We start from the raw sequence: 17,021 nt of genomic DNA on the forward strand, positions 1-17,021 counted from the left end.
TCCGGCGATGTCGCCCGCGATGGCCCGGCTGAACCGGTTTCGCAACGCCGCGCCCGAACCCGATCCGCAGACGCTGAAGCCGGCGCGCCCGCATGTGCCCGCCCCGCCCGCAGCATCCGCGCTCGCAGCATCCCCGCCTCCAGCATCCCCGCCTGCAGGGTTCGCGTCCGCCTCCGAAGCGCCGCCCGCTCCGCCGCGGGCCGACGAACAGATGCGCCCCACTGCCGTCCCGCCGCCGCCGCGCGGGATGAGCGAAAAGGACGCAATCCACCGCCCGATCGAGCCGCCGCGCCCCCCGGTTGAGGAGCCCGAGCCGCAGCTGATCCGGCGCGCCCCGCCGCAGCCCGAACCGGCACCCAGGCCTCGCGAGACCGAAGCGCGCGTCATTGCCGAACGCGCCGGTAGCGCGGGCGAGGCTGCCAGCGAACCGGTCGAGCGCAAGTCGAGCCAGGCTTCCAGGCCGATCGGCGAAGTGCTGGACATCGCAGGCTCGATGTCGCGGGTCATGCTGCAGCGTGACCGGCTGATCGAATGCCGGCAGGACAGCGATCCGACCGTGCAGCTGGCCGGCCTCGTCGGCTCGCAGATCAAGGTGCGGGTGGGCCAGATCTGGCTGCTTGCCAGCGTTCGCACGCAGTCGCTGGATCGCGGCACCGGCCAGATCATCGCCGAGATCGACTTCCTTGGCGAAGGTCAGGAAGAGAAGCTGACCGGCCGGGTCCGCAACTTCACCCGGGGCATCACCAACTATCCGATCCCGGGCGCGGAGGTCTATGCAGCGACCAACCCCGACCTGGCGCAGATCTATGCGTCGGACGGGCGGGCCAATATTCAGATCGGCAAGGTGTTTCCGACCAAGGAAATCCGCGCGGGCCTGTATATCGACGCCATGCTGGGCAAGCATTTCGCCCTGCTCGGATCGACCGGTACCGGTAAGTCGACCAGCGCCGCGCTGATCCTCCACCGCATCTGCGAGGCTGCGCCCGAGGGTCACATCGTGATGATCGACCCCCACGGCGAATATAACGCCGCGTTCCGGGGCTTTGGCGAGCTGCTCGACGTGTCGAACCTGCGGATGCCGTACTGGCTGATGAACTTCGAGGAGCACTGCGAGGTCTTCATCAATTCCGAAGGGTCGGACCGCATGGCCGACATGGACATTCTTGCGCGCTGCCTGCTGCGGGCGCGCGGCAAGAACAAGATGGCCGGCGGGATGAGCAAGCTGACCGTGGACTCGCCGATTCCCTACCTGCTGTCGGACCTGACCAACGCGATCCAGGAAGACATGGGCAAGCTGGACAAGGCGACCAATACCGCGCCGTTCCTGCGGGTGAAGGGCAAGATCGAGGAGATCAAGGCCGATCCGCGCTACCAGTTCATGTTCTCTGGCATGCTGGTCGCCGATACCATGACCGACGTGATCGGGCGCATCTTTCGCATGCCGACCAATGGCAAGCCGATCTCGATCATCGACGTGTCGGGCGTGCCTTCGGAAATCACCAGCACGGTTGTCGCGATGCTGAGCCGCATGGTGTTCGACTTTGCGATCTGGAGCCGCGACGAGCAGACCCGCCCGATCCTGCTGGTGTGCGAGGAAGCGCACCGCTACGTCCCGAACGAGCGTAATTCCGATGGCAACTCGGTCGGCAAGATCCTGTCGCGTATCGCCAAGGAAGGCCGTAAATACGGCATCAGCCTGGGCCTGATAACGCAGCGTCCGTCGGACCTTGCCGAAGGCGTGCTGTCGCAGTGCGGCACGATCCTTGCCATGCGGCTCAACAACGAACGCGACCAGGATTTCGTGAAGGCAGCCATGCCCGAAGGCGCGCGCGGCTTTCTTGCCAGCATACCGGCGCTGCGCAACCGCGAATGCATCGTCTGCGGCGAGGGTACGGCCATCCCGATGCGCGTCACCTTCGACGATCTGGAAGAACGCAAGCGCCCGGCATCGGAAGATCCGCTGTTCAGCGAACTGTGGTCCAGGTCCGGCGGCGAGGAGGACGCGGTCGAGCGTACCGTCATGCGCTGGCGCGCCCAATCCCGCTAAGGCCCGATCGCGCCAAGTCCGGTCGCTCCGGGCCCGATCTTGCAAGGCGTCATCCGGTTGACACAGGCGACACGTCCTACAGGGCGTGTCGCCTGGCCGGACCCCGCGCTTTCCTGCGGGTTTCGGGGCCAGGGTTGACACCATGGGGGTGCGGGAAAAATCGACATTGTGAAAGAGCGGGTGCGGCAAGGGCGGTAATCGCGCCGCGCCGTGTAGGACAGTAAAAGCTGCGCGCGCCGCGCCGCTCTCTCGCGGCCCGCTTGCGGGTGGCGCGCGGGGGCGGGGCAGGGTAGAGCACCGCCATGGCCGCTTTACCCCGTCATCTCCCCAGCCCTTTCGGCAGCGCCGCGTGAAGGGCGAGATCCGATCCAACTGGTCGCACGCGATCCTGGTGTGCCGCAAGTGCAGCCGCAAGCAGGCGAAGCGCGCCGAGGGACCCGATAAGAAGGCTCTCGGCGGCAAGAAGGGTCTGGCAAAGGCGCTGAAGAAGGAACTGGCGGCAGGCAAGGGGCGCAAGGCGAAGCTGGGCATCGTCGAGGTGCCCTGTCTCGATATCTGTCCGAAACGCGGCGTGGTGCTGGTCGATACGCGGAGGCCCGATCAATGGCGGATCGTGGGGCCGGATGCCGATCTGGGCGAACTGGCGCGCGATCTGGCGGATGCCGGGAAATAGCGCCGGGGGAATAGCGGCGCGAAAAACTTGCCAGGCGAGCGACATGGCTGCCATGGGCGCGCCATTTTCGAAGCAACCGGAAAGGCCGCCGTGTTCAGATCGCTGATTTCCCGATCGGCTTCGCTGCTGCCCCAGGCAGCGCGCGGTCACCTGGGCTGGCTGCGCGGCGCGATCGGCGGGGCGATCGGGATCGTTACGGCGGGCGCGCTGACCATGATCCTGCTGGGATCGAACGCGCGCGGGTTTCCGCTGCTGGTTGCGCCGATGGGGGCATCGGCCGTGCTGGTGTTCGCGGTGCCCGCCAGTCCGCTGGCCCAGCCATGGTCGGTGATCGGCGGCAATCTTCTATCCGCAGGCATTGGCCTTGCCATCGGGCACGCCCTGGGCCAGCCGATGATCGCGGGCGGCATCGCGGTCGGGCTGGCAATCGCCTGCATGTCGCTGGCGCGCTGCCTGCACCCGCCGGGCGGTGCCTGCGCCCTGCTTTGCGCGCTGGGCGCCGCTGGGCCCGAAGCCTGGGGCTGGAGCTATCTGTGGCCCATTGCGCTGAACGTCGGCGCGCTGGCGGGCGCGGGCTGGCTGTACAACAATCTGACGGAGCATCCCTGGCCGCATCGCGTTATCGTGCCTGCCGGGCCGCCGCCCGCACCGGCCCTGGACTATACCCACGCCGACATCGAAGCCGTGCTCGCCGATTGGAACGAGGTGCTGGATGTCGACGTGGACGATCTGGACGCATTCTACCGGGCCCTGCAACGCCATGTGGTGCGCAGGCAGCGAGGCGGGCAGGCGAGAGACTGACCCCGCGAAGGGTCAGAGCCGGAAGCTGATGAAATCCAGGATTTTCGCCGCGATGTCGACGTCGCAGCAGCTTTCGATCCCCTCGAAACCCGGCGAACTGTTCGCCTCGCAGATCTTGTAGCCGTCGCCGTCGAACAGCAGGTCGATCCCTGCGATGTCGAGGCCGAGCAGCCGCGCGCTTTCCAGGGCCAGCCATTCGGCGTTGCGATCGGGGGTGAACGGCACGACTTCGCCGCCCAGCGAGAAATTCGCCTTGAAATTGTCGTTGACCGAGCGGCGCTCCATCGCGGCGACCACGCGCCCGCCGATCACGAATATGCGGATGTCGCGCCCGCGGCTGTCGGCGATGAATTCCTGGAAGATCAGGTTGGCGTTCGACTGGGTGGCGCGGATCAGCTCCATCAGATCCTCGAAATTCTGGCGGCCCTCGCACAGGAACACGCCGCTGCCCTGGCTGCCGCTGAGCGTCTTGACCACGACCGGGAAGCCCAGCTTCCTTTCGACCAGCCCGACGTCGATGGGGAATTTCGCCAGCATCGTCTTGGGGATCGGCAGCTTGGCGCGGCCGAGCAGCTGGTGGGTGAACAGCTTGTCGCGCACCGTCTCGATCGAGAGCGAAGTGTTGAAGGTGGGGACGCGCAGCCGTTCGAACTGGCGGATAACCGACAGCGCGAAATAGGTCGTGCCCGCGCCCATCCGGGGCAGCAGCACGTCAGGCAGGTCGACGACAGCGGAATCGACCATCAGGCTGCGCTCGGACGCGGCGGTGACGAGCAGTTCGAACTGTTCGGGCTTGAACACCTCGATCTCGTGACCGCGCTTTTCGCCGGTCTCGATCAGGCGTTTGACTTCATAGGCTTCGGGCTTCAGCGCGGCGGCCGAGTCCTTGTACAATATCCAGCTTTTCATGGGGTATGCTCATGCAGGGGCGGTCGCCGGCCTATAGGCCGCGACCGAGACAATTCGGGGACAGTTCATGGTAGGGGCGGCGAGAAATTCGCCGATTCTCTGAGGGTCGCGCCCCTTACGTCCCGCGCGTGTCGCCGTAAAGATGGATATGCAGCCGGTCGGTCAGGCGCAGCCCGTGCCGCATCGCCAGCGGGGCAAGCCAGCGCATGCGGTCGTACAGCGTGGCGGAATCGGTGCCTTCGGGCATCAGCTGCAGGCGGCTGGGAAGGATGCCGTATGTCCGTTTCAGTTCGAGCACTTCGTCCAGATCGGCAGGGGTCGCGATCACGAACTTGAAGAAGGCGCGCGGGTCTTCCGAATAGGCCTGCAGCCGTTCGGGGACCAGCGCGAGATCGGCGTCATTGCCGCTATGCGCGAGCTTGGGGCTGACATTGTACTGGTCGATCAGCCTGTCGAGCGCATGGGGAGCCTCGACCGTGCCGTTGGTCTCGACCTCGACGTGGAGGCGCGGGCGGATGTCGCGCAGCAGCGTGATCAGCCGCGTGAGGGCCGGGGCCTGGAGCAGGGGCTCGCCCCCGGTGACGACAAGGCGGTCGGGATCGAGGGCGAGGATCTTCTGCGCGGCGTCGTGTTCGTCGATCGCGACCTGATTCGCCTTGCGGGCAAAGCTCTCGCCGCCGCGATGCGGGCGATTGTCGCCGGAAAAGCGCCAGGTATAGGCGGTGTCGCACCACACGCAGGCCAGGTTGCAGCGCGACAGGCGCACGAACACGCTGGGCCGCCCGGTGGACGGCCCTTCGCCCTGCAGCGAGGCAAAGATTTCCGGCTCGCCCGGCTGGGTCGTGGCGAGGACGATCGGCAAGCCGCTATCCCAGCCGCGCCAGCGCTGCCGTCAGCCGTTCGACTTCCGCCGAATGGTGCGCGTGGTCGGCGCGGGCCTTTTCGACTGCCTCGGGCTTGGCGCGCTCGGTGAAATTGGCGTTCGACAACCGGCCTTCGAGCGATTTCGCTTCCTTCTGCGAAGCGGCCAGAGCCTTTTCGAGGCGGGCCTTTTCGGCGTCGATGTCGATCAGCCCTTCGAGCGGAATGACGAACGTATCCTCGCCCGCCGTCACCTGCATCGCCGCGCCCTTGGGGGCTTCGGCGAAGTTCACCGACGACAGCCGCGCCACGCGGTCGAGCGCGGCGGGATTGGCGGCGATCGCCTCCCTCGCGGTGGCGCTGGGCTGCGGCAGGAAGGCTTCGAGCTTGGCGCCGGGGGCCAGGCCAAGCTCGTTCTTGGCGCCGCGCAGCGCGGTGGTCAGCGCGATCAGCCAGTCGACCTCAGCCTTGGCGGCGGGGTCGATGTCGGCCTGCGGCTGCGGCCACCGCGCGGTGATCAGCGGGTATTCGGGCCGGTCGCCCAGCTTGGACCACAGCTCTTCGGTGATGAAGGGCATGAACGGGTGCAGCATGACGAGGATCTGGTCGAGCACCCAGCCTGCCACGGCCCTCGTTTCGGCGTCGATCTGACCCTTTATGAGTTCGAGGTACCAGTCGCAGAAATTGGCCCAGACGAACTGGTAGATCGTGTTCGCCGCTGCGTCGAAGCGCAGCGCGGCCATCGCCTCGTCCAGCGCCTTGAGCGCCGCGACGGTCTCGCCGATGATCCAGCGATTGACCGCGCTGGTCGCTTGCGGAGCGGCGATCTGCGTGGATGCGGCAATGCCGTTCGCCTCGCAGAAGCGGGCGGCGTTCCACAGCTTGGTGGCGAAATTGCGGTAACCCTCGACCCGCTTTTCATCCATCTTCACGTCGCGGCCTTGGCTTTCCATGGCGGCCATGAAGAAGCGCAGCGCATCGGCGCCGTACTGGTCGATCAGGCCCAGCGGGTCGACGACATTGCCTTTGGACTTCGACATTTTCGCGCCATCGGCGGCGCGCACCAGTCCGTGCAGATAAAGCCGAGGCCACGGCACCTCTTTCATGAAATGCATCCCCTGCATCATCATGCGCGCATCCCAGAAGAACAATATGTCGAAGCCCGAGACGAGGAGCGAGTTCGGGTAATGCTTGCGGACCAGTTCCGTGTCGTCGGGCCAGCCGAGCGTCGCGAAAGGCCATAGCGCGGAGGAGAACCATGTGTCGAGCACGTCATTGTCGCGCGTCAGCTTCACGCCTTCGCCCGCCAGCTTCTGCGCCTCTTTCTCGGTCTCCGCGACATGGACGCTGCCGTCCTCGGCATACCATGCCGGGATCTGGTGCCCCCACCACAGCTGGCGCGAGACGCACCAGGGCTGGATGTTCTCCATCCAGTTGAAGAAGGTCTTTTCCCAGCTTTTCGGCACGATCTCGATCCGGCCGTCCTTCACCGCCTCGATCGGGCCTTGGGCGAGGGTGGCGGCATCGACATACCACTGGTCGGTCAGCCAGGGTTCGATCACAACGCCGCCGCGGTCGCCATAAGGCGTGGCGATGGTGCGCGGTTCGGCGTCGTGCTCGGTCTCGTTGCCTTCCGCGTCCTTTGTGACATGCGGGATCAGGAAGCCGGCTTCCTTCATCCGCTGCACGACCAGGGTACGTGCCTCGAACCGGTCGAGGCCGAGATATTCGTCAGGGACAAGACCGTCGGCGGTCTGCACCACGCCCGCCTTGCCATCCAGCATGTTGAGCATGTCGCCCGCCGCGATGCCGGCGCGCTTGCCAACCTCGAAGTCGTTGAAATCGTGGCCGGGCGTGATCTTCACCGCGCCGGATCCGAGTTCGGGATCCGCATGTTCGTCCGCCACGATGCGAAAGCGGCGACCGGTGATGGGCTGGAGGATTTCCTTGCCGATCACGCTGGCGTAGCGCTCGTCATCCGGGTGAACGGCGACGGCCATGTCGGCCAGCATCGTCTCGGGCCGCGTGGTCGCGACCTCGATATAGTCCTGACCGCTTTCCAGCGTCACGCCGTCCGCCAGCGGATAGCGGAAGTGCCAGAAGCTGCCCTGCACCTCGCGCGTCTCGACCTCGAGGTCCGAGATCGCGGTGCCCAGCGCCGGGTCCCAGTTCACCAGCCGTTTGTCGCGGTAGATCAGGCCCTGGTTGTACAGGTCCACGAAGACCTTGAGCACGGCCTTCGAGAAATGCTCGTCCATGGTGAATTGTTCGCGCGACCAGTCCATCGAACAGCCCAGGCGGCGAAGCTGGCGGGTGATCGTGCCGCCCGATTCCTCTTTCCATTCCCAGACATTGGCGATGAACTCCTCGCGGCTCATGTCGGTGCGCTTCACGCCCTGCGAGGCGAGGTTGCGTTCCACCACCATCTGCGTCGCAATGCCCGCGTGATCGGTGCCCACCACCCACAGCGCATCCTTGCCGCGCAGCCGTTCGTAGCGGATCACGATGTCCTGCAGCGTATTGTCGAGCGCATGGCCGATATGCAGGCTGCCCGTCACGTTCGGCGGCGGGTTGACGATGGTGAACGCCTCGGCATCCGGGCGTTCGGGGCGGAACAGGCCATTATGTTCCCAATGGGCATACCAGCGCGCCTCGATCCCGGCGGGGTCGAAGGTCTTGGGCAGGTTCGTGGGTCTGGTGTCAGCATCGCTCATGCGGCGCGCTTTGCCAGCGGGCAGCCGCATGGGCAAGCACCAGAAACACGCGGCCTGCAGGGGGCAGGCGAAACGCGCCGGCGCATCAATGTCGCCAGACGCTTGTGACCGGGCGGTTTTTCGACCATGACCCGTGCCATGCGCGAATGGGCCGAATTCGATTTGCAGGAGGGCGAGGGCGGCCCGGTGCTGGTGGTGACCGGCCCGCTGACGGTCTCGTCCATCGCCCCGCTGGACTATCGCCTGCGCGAGATTGATTCGCTGCATGCCATCGACATTTCCGGCGCGACCAATATCGACACGGTCGGCGCCTGGGTGGTGATGCGCGCCTCGCGAACGCTTGACGCGCGCATCGACGGCCCGAGCAACAAGGCCAGGCGCCTGCTCGACACGGTGGAGACCTGTTCCAGCAGTGCCGACATCACCCCGCCGCGGCTGAACCTGGCGGAGCGCGTGACCAGTTCGGTCGGCGAGAGGATGTTCGGCTGGGCACGCGGCGTGGTCGGCGTCGTCGACTTCCTGGGCGCCACCATGCTGGCGCTGGGATCGGTGATCCGCCATCCCCGCCGCTTTCCGATGACCGCGCTGGTCCGCCAGTTCGAGCTGGTGGGCGTATCGGCGCTGGGCATCATCGGGCTGATGAGCTTCCTGATCGGCATCGTGATCGCGCAGCAGGGCGCGGTGCAGCTGGCGCAGTTCGGGGCCGAGATCTACACCATCAACCTGACCGGGCGGCTGGCCTTTCGCGAGCTGGGCGTGCTGATGACCGCGATCATGGTCGCGGGCCGGTCGGGCAGCGCCTTTGCCGCGCAGATCGGCACGATGAAGCTGACCGAGGAAGTGGACGCGATGCGGGTGATCGGCGTGTCGCCGATGGAACGGCTTATCCTGCCGCGCATTCTGGCAGCCGTGCTGATGATGATCCCGCTTGGCTTTTTCGCATCGGTGCTGGCGATCGTCGGCGGTGCGTTCATCGCCAATTTCGCGCTCGACATCCCGTTCTTCACCTTTTTGCAGCGCATCCGCGAGGTCGTCCCGCTGACCGACGTGTGGGTCGGCACGATCAAGGCGCCGGTGTTCGGGCTGATCGTGGCGCTGGCTGGCTGCTATCAGGGCATGCAGGTGTCCGGCAATGCCGAGGAAGTGGGCAAGCGGACCACCATGGCGGTGGTGCAGGCGATCTTTGCGGTGATCGTGCTGGACGCGTTCTTCGCCATCTTCTTTACCGAGATCGGGTGGGGCTGATGCCAAGCGAACGTTCACGCGACCTGATCGAGCAGGCCAAGGAAAAGGCCAGCTTCACGCCGCCTTCCTTCGACGGCGAATATCCGATCGTGATCGAGGACCTGACCAACGCGTTCGGCCCGCAGGTGGTGCACGAGCATCTGTCGCTGAAGGTGAAGCGGGGCGAGATCCTGGGCGTGGTCGGCGGATCGGGCACCGGCAAGTCGGTTCTGATGCGATCGATCATCGGGCTGCAGACGCCGACCGCCGGCAGGATCGAGGTGCTGGGCCGCGACCTGACCGATCCGGACAACCGCGACGACGAAAGCATCCGTTCGCGCTGGGGCGTGCTGTTCCAGGGCGGCGCGCTGTTCTCGACCCTGACCGTGGCCGAGAATGTCGAGGTGCCGCTGAAGCAGTTCTATCCCGAGATCGCGGCGAGGCTGCGGCACGAGATCTCGCGCTACAAGGTGGTGCTGTCGGGCCTGCCGGCCGAGGCGGCGAGCAAATATCCATCGGAACTGTCGGGCGGCATGAAGAAGCGCGCCGGGCTGGCGCGCGCGCTGGCGCTCGATCCCGAGCTTCTGTTCCTGGACGAGCCGACGGCGGGGCTGGACCCGGTCGGCGCGGCAGCGTTCGACCGGCTGACGCGCGAGCTGGCCGATACGCTGCGGCTGACCGTCTTCCTGATCACCCACGACCTCGACACCTTGCACGCGATCTGCGACCGGGTGGCGGTGCTGGCGGACAAGAAGGTGATCGCGGTGGGCACGATCCCCGAACTGCTGGCGACCGACCATCCGTGGATCCAGGAATATTTCAACGGGCCGCGCGGGCGCGCGGCCGAGGCATCCTATGCGACGTCGCGGGACAACCCTGACAACAGGCGCGATGCGGGTGCGATGGACAAGACAGGGCCCGACAGGGCATAGGGGCAGGCAACGATGGAAACGCGGGCAAATCATATCTGGGTGGGGGCCGTCACCCTGTTGCTGCTGGCGATGGCCGCCGCATTCGTCATCTGGATCGCCCGGCTGAACGAAGGCGCGCAGAACGAATACGACATCTTCTTCAAGCAGTCGGTCAGCGGCCTGGCCCGCGGGTCCGAAGTTGCCTATGCGGGCGTCCCCGTCGGCAAGGTGACCCGGATCGAGCTGTGGGAGAAGGACCCTGAATTCGTGCGCGTGCGCGTCACGGTGGACGAGGAGGTGCCGATCCTGCAGGGCACCACCGCGACGATCCAGGGCAGCTTCACCGGCGTATCGACCATCCAGATGGAAGGCGCGGTGCGCGGCGCTCCGCCGATTACCGAGCCGGGGCCCGAAGGCGTGCCCGTGATCCCGACCAAGCGCGGCGGGCTGGGCGAATTGCTGACCAATGCCCCGCTGCTGATGGAGCGATTGGCCAATCTGACCGAGCGGCTGACCATGGTGCTGTCCGACCAGAACCAGGAATCGATCGAGGGCATCCTGCAGAACACCAACCGCATGACGCGCGACCTTGCCGAGGCGACGCCGCGGATCGACCAGACCATGGCCGAGCTGCAGGCGACGCTGCGGCAGGCGACGCAGACCCTGGCCGAGTTCGAGCGCGTGGCGCAATCGACCGATCGGCTGGTGAACGGCGAGGGGCAGTCGCTGGCCGACCAGCTGCGCCAGACGCTGCAGAGCGCCGAGAGTGCGATGACCACGCTGGAGGCGACGATCGACGACGTGCGGCCTGCCGCGCAGCAGCTGTCGTCGAGCACTCTGCCCGAGACCGAGGCCGCGATCCGCGACCTGCGCGCCACCACGCGGGCGCTGCGCAATGTGACCGAAAAGCTGAACGACGATGGTGCGGGGGCCTTCCTGAACAGCCAGCCCCTGCCGGAGTATGAGCCGTGATGATTGTGAAGCGCGTTCTTTCCCTGGCAGCCGCCGCATTGCCGGCCGCCTTGCTGGCGTCATGCGTCAGCATCGGCGCGGGCGGCGACCCGCCGGAGCAGCTGATTACCCTGACCGCGCGCACCACCGCGCCGGCCGGCGCGACCAGCCAGGGCACGGTGGATTCTGCCATCTTCGTGTTCGAACCCGAGGTCGAGGATCGGCTGGACGTCAATCGCGTGCCGGTGCAGATCGACCCATCGAGCGTCGCCTATCTGCAGAACGCGTTCTACGTCGACCATCCCTCGCGCCTGTTTCAGGGATTGCTGGCCGAAACCCTGCGCGTTTCCACGGGACGCCTGGTGATCGCGGGTGCCGATCCGGGCCTTCCCAATCGCACGCGCCTGTATGGCCGGCTGGTCGAGATGGGCTATGACGTGCCGTCGATGTCGGTGACCGTCACCTATGACGCGGTGCGCGTCGATCCCGAGGGCAACATCAACGCGCAGCGGTTCTCGCACAGCGTGCCGGGCATCGCGGCGGATTCGATCTATGTGGCGCCCGCGCTCAACGATGCGGCGAACGAGGTTGCCGCATCGGTGGCGCAATGGATGGGCGGGTTTCAAGGCTAGGCGACAGGCTGCGTCAGCCGGGGAACGGGCTGCCTTTCAGCAGGCCTGCCAGATGGGCCGCGTTCGATGCGACCATCGCGGCCGTCTGGGTAACCTTGTCGGGCACCTGCTTCAGGTCCTTGAAATCGGTCGATCCCATCGCCTCGCCGACCCAGTAGCAATTGGCGACCGGCGGGATGGTCCAGCCGGTGTCGTTCAGCGACTGGAAGATCTGCGAGGACGCCCAGTGCGCGCCATCCTCGTTCCCGACGATGCAGCACACCGCCAGCTTGCCATAGCTGGGCATGCGGCCCTGGTCGTCGGTTTCGGACAGGAAGGCGTCCATCCGTTCCAGCACGCGCTTGGCGACCGAACTGATCTGGCCCATCCAGATCGGGGTGCCGAAGATCAATATGTCGTGCTTCAGGATCTCTTCGCGCAGCGATGGCCAGTCGTCGCCCTCGCCCTCGTCCGAGGTTACGCCGGGCAGGATGTTGTGCGCGGCGGCGCGGATGGTGCGGGCGACCTTCACGTCATGCTCGGCAAAGGCCTTTTGCACGACCTGGATCATCGAATCGGTGGACGATACGGCGCTTTCGTCGCCTTTCAGCGTGCAGTTGATGGCGATGGCCGTGGGGGTGTTGGTGGACATGGGGGCTTCTCCTTGTTTGCCGAAGAAGCGGGCGGGCGGCGTTAAGGTTCCGCCTTCAAGATGGCCCCAAGGTGCAGGGTCAGGGTTCGGGTGCGTCGGCGTCCCGGGCCAGAAGCGCGAAATCCCGCGCCAGTGCGAAGCCGCGCGCCCGCGCGTCGCGGCGGGAAAGCGCCTCGGCTTCCCAGCCCCATTGCTGCGCCTGCCAGTCCTCTTCCAGATTGGCCGCGGCGAACAATGTTTCGGCGTCCTGCCCGCCGTCCAGCGCCGCGAGCCCGGCGATCAGCGAGGCGGACAGGCTAGCCAGGTTCTGCAGCGCGGCCAGGGTGAAGCCGTCCATCGCGGCCAGATCTTCGGCGATGCGGGCGCGAGTTTCGGCGGGATGCGGCGCATAGGTGATGCCGGTCACGCGCGAAAAGCGGCAATCCAGCGCCTTTTCCGCGGCGAGCACCAGCGGTTCCCAGACCTCTTCCTGCCGTTCGCGCAGTGCATCGCCCTCATCGGCGAGGTAGCACAGCGTATCGGTTTCGGCGAAGGGCATGATCGCGGCGATGGCGATGACGGGATCGCGCGAGACGCGGTCGATCGCGTAATCGGCCATGTCGCGCAGCACGAAGCCCGCGGGATCGATCGTCTCGCCCTGCGCGGCCCATTCCTGCGCCAGCGCATCGGCCAATGCGCGCGTCGGCACGATCTGCGGCGCGCCGCCCTGCGTCTTCAGTCCGCGCCCGTCGAGCGTGACCTGCCAGCCGCCAGCCTCGGCCCTGACGTCGACATCCTTGTAGAAACGCTTCATGGCAGGAGCCGGTCGTCCGATGAGTTGTGGGATCCCGATGAGTTGCGGGCCTGCGACGACCTGCGAGCCAGCGCCTCGCTGTTCCAGGCACGGGCCATCATGCGCGGCACCAGCAGCGCTTCGGCCATGCCGGCGACCAGCAGCACGAAGCCCAGCCAGCGGGGCAGTCCATCGGGCCAGGGAATGTCGGCCGCCGCCGCCAGCAGGCCATAGACCGCGACGGCCACGCCGGCCATGCGCGCCAGCTGCATCGCGAAGAAACGCGCCGCCGCGGGATCAGCCATGGGGCACCGTGAGCATGGCGGCCAGCTCCTCGACCGTGTCGACGACGCGGTCGGCGCCGGTCGCCAGCAGTTCCTCGGCATGGTGATAGCCCCAGTCGACGCCGATCGCGCGCACGCCCGCGGCGCTGGCCATCAGCATGTCGAAGCTGGTGTCGCCGATCATCACCGCGTCCTGTGCCTGCGCCCCGGTTTCCCAGAGCACGGCGGTGATCATCGCGGGATCGGGTTTGGACGGGTGGTCGTCGGCGGTCTGCAGGCTGCAGAACAGATCGGAGATGCCGTGCGCGGCCAGGCAGTGGCGCAGGCCGCGCCGCGACTTGCCGGTCGCGACGGCCAGCTGCCAGCCATCCTGGTGCAGCCGCCTGAGCAAGGGGCCGATGCCTTCGAACAGGGGCTCGTCGATGCGGCCCTGGCGGCGGTGTTCGCGAAACGCGATGCGATAGCTCTCGGCCAGCATTTCCTGCTGATCGGGCGTGCTTTCGGGCAGCAGCAAGCCCATCGCCTGCGGTAGCGACAGGCCCACCGCGCGGCGGATCAGCGCGCGCGACGGCGCGGCGAGGGATGCTGCGGCAAACGCCTCCTCCATTGCCTCGCACACATTGGCCTGTCCGTCGACCAGCGTGCCGTCGCAATCGAAAATGGCGATCCGGCTCATCTGCTGCCGGGCTTTCGGGGGGAGGGCTTTCGGGATGCGGGCTTGCCGGCAGCTTTGCCAGGCGGCCTGCCAGCGGGCTTGCCGGATGACCTGCCGGATGACTTGGCGGCAGGTTGCGGGCTACCCTTTCCCTTCTTCACGCCGCTCCGCTTGACCCCGCCCTTCTCGAACGGGGCCGCTGCGTCCGAACGCTTGGTGGTCGGCTTGCCGGGCTTGGGCGATCCGGTGGTTCGGTCGCGGCGTTCGCCCCGGCGTTCCTTGCGCAGATCCTTGGCATGGCGGCGCGCGGCGATCTTCCTGTCCTCGCGCGAGGGGGGCGGGGGGCCTTCCTCGGGCAGGGCGGCAGACGCATTCTCGTCGAAGCCGAGCTGCTGCATGCTGGCCGCGAAATGGTCGGGCAGCGGTGCCGTGACGTCGAGCGGCGTGCCATCGGGATGGTCGATGATCAGGCGCCGGGCATGCAGGTGCATCTTGCGGCTGATGCTGCCGGTCAGGAACGCGGCCTGCCCGCCATATTTGCCGTCGCCCACGATGGGATGGCCGATCGCGGCCAGATGCACGCGCAGCTGGTGGGTGCGGCCCGTCAGCGGCTCGAGCTCTACCCAGGCGGCCCGGTTGCCCGCGCGGTCGACGACGCGATATTTCGTGCGGGCGGGCTGGCCTTCGGGATCGGGCATCATCTTTTCGCCCCCGGTGCCGGGCTGCTTCGCCAGCGCGAGGTCGATGGTGCCGGCCGAGATGTCGGGCACGCCCGTCACCAGCGCCCAGTAGATCTTCTTGGCGCTGCGGCCCGAGAACCGCTTGGAAAAGAACGCGGCGCTGCCCGGGGTGGCGGCGGTCAGCAGCACGCCCGACGTATCCTTGTCGAGCCGGTGGACGAGGCGCGGGCGGGGGACCTTGCTGTCTTCTTCCGGCACGAAGGCTTCGAGCAGGCGGTCGACGTGGTGCTTGGTGCCGGTGCCGCCCTGCGTGGCAAGCCCGGGCGGCTTGTTCAGCACGATGGCGGCGCGGTCGCGGTGAAGGACCATCTCGTCCGCCTCGGCCAGTTCCTCGTCGCTCAGCTGGATGCGCTGGCGCTGCGGCCCCTTTGACAGGCTTTCGCCGCCGGGGGGGACGCGGATTTCCTGCCCCGCGACGATCCGGTCCTCGGGCTTGGCGCGCTTGCCGTCGACGCGGATCTGGCCGGTGCGCGCCCAGCGCGAGATGGTGTTGAAACCGATCTGCGGCATGTGCCGCTTGAACCACCGGTCGAGGCGCGCGCCATCGTCGTCGTGGCCCACGGTGAAGCGGCGGATCGTATCCTCTTGAGCCGGGAATTGTTCAGGCATCAAAGGGTCCCTCGTGCAAATGTCAGGCCTGCGACCAGTCCAGCAAGACCCAGCACCAGCGAAGCGATGATATAGATGAGTGCCAGCCCCGCTTCGCCGCGCTGCCACAGCAGCACGGTTTCCATCGAGAAGCTGGAGAATGTAGTGAAGCCGCCCAGCAGGCCGACGCCCAGCAGCAGGCGCCATGGCTCGCCGCCCCCGCCGGTCGATGCGTCGTGGCGGGCGAGCCAGGCGATCAGCACGCCCATCGCCGCACTGCCCAGCGCATTGGCCGTCAGCGTGGCCCACGGGAAAGCCAGCGCCTGCGGCGGCGACAGATGCGTCACCAGCCGCCCCAGCTGATAGCGCAGCACGGCCCCCGTGCCGCCGCCCAGGGCGACGAGAAGCGATGCGGCAAGATGTGAAAGCGGCGTTGCCATGGAACCATTGTGTGTAACGGGGGAGGGGGCTCGGCGAAAGGGGTAGTGGTCATCGACCTTCTTTGCCTGTGGATTTGCGTCCGATGGGCCTTTTGTGGTAGTAACGCAACAGTTGGTGGATGCATCCGGCCGATTCCCTTAACAAGCGCGCTTGCTTTGCGGGGTCCGTGCTGTTAGCGGCGCCGCCGGTTCAGGCCGGTCCCGTGGGGATTCGGCCCACGCAGTATTTTTAAGCAGATCACACGGCGCTCGCGGCGATTCGCTTCCCGCAGGTGTCCTGTCAGAAACCGAGGTAATAGCGTTTTATGCAAATCATCGTTCGCGATAACAATGTCGACCAGGCTCTCCGTGCACTCAAGAAGAAGCTGCAGCGCGAGGGCGTCTATCGCGAGATGAAGCTGCGTCGCCACTTCGAGAAGCCCAGCGAGAAGCGCGCCCGCGAAAAGGCCGCTGCCGTTCGCCGCGCCCGCAAGCTGGAGCGCAAGCGGATGGAACGCGACGGCGTTCGCTAAGGACTGAAGGTTCGGAGCGGCCGTGCGGGCCCGCATCGCTAGCCGCTTGAACCTTGTCGCCGCATAAGCCAAAGGGGCGCGGGAACTTCCTTCCCGCGCCCTTTTTGCATCTCTTACGGAAAGCGCATCACATCATGACGGAAATCACTCGCGTCCCGCTTCAGCCGATCGGCAAGGGTATCCTCTCCAAGCTCTGGATCGGTATCGCCATCGCGGTGCTGCTGGCTGCGGGCGCCGCATGGGCGACGCGCTATCAGGGGCTGGAAGTCACCACCCTGTCCGAAGGCACTGGCGGTTCGCCCACGATGGAGGACATCGTGAACGTGAACTACGAAGGCAGGCTGGCCGACGGCACCGTCTTCGATTCGGCCGATGGCGCGATCTTCCCGGTGGCGGGCGTGGTGCCCGGCTTTGGCCAGGCGCTGCAGCAGATGAAGCGCGGCGGCCGGTACGAGGTGTTCATCCCCGCCGACCAGGCCTATGGCGCGGAAGGGGCGGGCGACCGCATTCCCCCCAATGCCGACCTGACCTTCACCGTCGAGCTGATCGATTTCCGTTCCGAAGCAGAGCTGCGCGCGATCCAGCAGCAGATGCAGCAGATGGGCCTTGGCGGCATGGCGCCGCCGCAGGGTGCACCCCAAGGCGTGCCCGCCGGGCAATAAGCGCGGGGATTAAG

At 66.7% G+C, this 17,021-nt stretch carries 18 protein-coding genes; 9 read left to right on the forward strand and 9 right to left on the reverse strand.

All coding sequences use genetic code 11. The features are described 5' to 3' along the window. Window positions 1–211: 211 nt before the first annotated feature. From A9D14_RS02455 to A9D14_RS02465, 3 genes are all read left to right on the forward strand, one after another. Entirely contained in the window at window positions 212–2,047 is a 1,836-nt protein-coding gene (locus A9D14_RS02455) for an ATP-binding protein (protein ID WP_415877351.1), read from the forward strand. 349 nt (window positions 2,048–2,396) lie between these two features. After that, window positions 2,397–2,720: a hypothetical protein gene (locus A9D14_RS02460; protein WP_066842663.1), complete on the forward strand. Its 324-nt coding sequence runs from the start codon at window positions 2,397–2,399 to the stop codon at window positions 2,718–2,720. Between the two features lie 90 nt (window positions 2,721–2,810). After that, complete coding sequence (locus A9D14_RS02465; protein ID WP_232468728.1) at window positions 2,811–3,521, forward strand: HPP family protein; 711 nt, start codon at window positions 2,811–2,813, stop codon at window positions 3,519–3,521. Between the two features lie 12 nt (window positions 3,522–3,533). Here A9D14_RS02465 and A9D14_RS02470 read toward each other — a convergent pair whose 3' ends face one another. From A9D14_RS02470 to A9D14_RS02480, 3 genes are all read right to left on the reverse strand, one after another. Continuing rightward, window positions 3,534–4,430, reverse strand: a complete 897-nt coding sequence (locus tag A9D14_RS02470; protein ID WP_066842665.1) for an ATP-grasp domain-containing protein — start codon at window positions 4,428–4,430, stop codon at window positions 3,534–3,536. A 115-nt stretch (window positions 4,431–4,545) separates the two neighbouring features. Continuing rightward, on the reverse strand, window positions 4,546–5,292 hold the full coding sequence (locus A9D14_RS02475; RefSeq protein WP_066842667.1) for a 7-carboxy-7-deazaguanine synthase QueE: 747 nt from the start codon (window positions 5,290–5,292) through the stop codon (window positions 4,546–4,548). Between the two features lie 4 nt (window positions 5,293–5,296). Next, on the reverse strand, window positions 5,297–8,005 hold the full coding sequence (locus tag A9D14_RS02480; RefSeq protein ID WP_066847999.1) for a valine--tRNA ligase: 2,709 nt from the start codon (window positions 8,003–8,005) through the stop codon (window positions 5,297–5,299). 138 nt (window positions 8,006–8,143) lie between these two features. Here A9D14_RS02480 and A9D14_RS02485 point away from each other — a divergent pair, with 138 nt between their 5' ends. The 4 genes from A9D14_RS02485 to A9D14_RS02500 are packed head-to-tail and all read left to right on the forward strand — an operon-like array spanning window position 8,144 to window position 11,723. Then, the gene (locus A9D14_RS02485; RefSeq protein WP_066842669.1) at window positions 8,144–9,250 is read left to right on the forward strand and encodes an ABC transporter permease; all 1,107 of its coding nucleotides are present in this window, start codon (window positions 8,144–8,146) and stop codon (window positions 9,248–9,250) included. Further along, complete coding sequence (locus A9D14_RS02490; protein WP_083987970.1) at window positions 9,250–10,161, forward strand: ABC transporter ATP-binding protein; 912 nt, start codon at window positions 9,250–9,252, stop codon at window positions 10,159–10,161. Before A9D14_RS02485 ends, A9D14_RS02490 begins: the two co-directional genes overlap by 1 nt. Window positions 10,162–10,173: 12 nt before the next feature. Then, complete coding sequence (locus A9D14_RS02495) at window positions 10,174–11,112, forward strand: MlaD family protein (RefSeq protein ID WP_066842671.1); 939 nt, start codon at window positions 10,174–10,176, stop codon at window positions 11,110–11,112. Then, a complete protein-coding gene (locus A9D14_RS02500) occupies window positions 11,112–11,723 on the forward strand; it encodes an ABC-type transport auxiliary lipoprotein family protein (protein WP_066842672.1) in 612 nt (203 codons plus the stop codon). Before A9D14_RS02495 ends, A9D14_RS02500 begins: the two co-directional genes overlap by 1 nt. Window positions 11,724–11,736: 13 nt before the next feature. On the opposite strand, the gene A9D14_RS02505 is transcribed toward A9D14_RS02500, so the two are convergent. The 6 genes from A9D14_RS02505 to crcB form a co-directional block, all read right to left on the reverse strand. Continuing rightward, entirely contained in the window at window positions 11,737–12,354 is a 618-nt protein-coding gene (locus A9D14_RS02505) for a flavodoxin family protein (RefSeq protein WP_066842674.1), read from the reverse strand. Window positions 12,355–12,433: 79 nt separating this feature from the next. Then, window positions 12,434–13,147: an ATP12 family chaperone protein gene (locus A9D14_RS02510; protein ID WP_066842676.1), complete on the reverse strand. Its 714-nt coding sequence runs from the start codon at window positions 13,145–13,147 to the stop codon at window positions 12,434–12,436. Next, window positions 13,144–13,431, reverse strand: a complete 288-nt coding sequence (locus A9D14_RS02515) for a hypothetical protein (RefSeq protein WP_066842678.1) — start codon at window positions 13,429–13,431, stop codon at window positions 13,144–13,146. The genes A9D14_RS02510 and A9D14_RS02515 overlap by 4 nt, the downstream gene beginning before the upstream one ends. Next, window positions 13,424–14,086, reverse strand: a complete 663-nt coding sequence (locus tag A9D14_RS02520) for an HAD-IA family hydrolase (RefSeq protein WP_066842680.1) — start codon at window positions 14,084–14,086, stop codon at window positions 13,424–13,426. Before A9D14_RS02520 ends, A9D14_RS02515 begins: the two co-directional genes overlap by 8 nt. Beyond that, a complete protein-coding gene (locus A9D14_RS02525) occupies window positions 14,083–15,414 on the reverse strand; it encodes an RluA family pseudouridine synthase (protein ID WP_066842681.1) in 1,332 nt (443 codons plus the stop codon). The genes A9D14_RS02520 and A9D14_RS02525 overlap by 4 nt, the downstream gene beginning before the upstream one ends. Next, complete coding sequence (gene crcB, locus A9D14_RS02530; protein ID WP_066842682.1) at window positions 15,414–15,833, reverse strand: fluoride efflux transporter CrcB; 420 nt, start codon at window positions 15,831–15,833, stop codon at window positions 15,414–15,416. Before crcB ends, A9D14_RS02525 begins: the two co-directional genes overlap by 1 nt. A 305-nt stretch (window positions 15,834–16,138) precedes the next feature. Here crcB and rpsU point away from each other — a divergent pair, with 305 nt between their 5' ends. After that, complete coding sequence (gene rpsU / locus A9D14_RS02535) at window positions 16,139–16,345, forward strand: 30S ribosomal protein S21 (RefSeq protein WP_066842689.1); 207 nt, start codon at window positions 16,139–16,141, stop codon at window positions 16,343–16,345. 134 nt (window positions 16,346–16,479) lie between these two features. Beyond that, complete coding sequence (locus tag A9D14_RS02540; RefSeq protein WP_066842691.1) at window positions 16,480–17,007, forward strand: FKBP-type peptidyl-prolyl cis-trans isomerase; 528 nt, start codon at window positions 16,480–16,482, stop codon at window positions 17,005–17,007. Window positions 17,008–17,021 lie beyond the last annotated feature (14 nt).

Origin of the sequence: Croceicoccus marinus (assembly GCF_001661675.2) — a bacterium.
GTDB classification, from domain to species: Bacteria; Pseudomonadota; Alphaproteobacteria; order Sphingomonadales; family Sphingomonadaceae; genus Croceicoccus; species Croceicoccus marinus.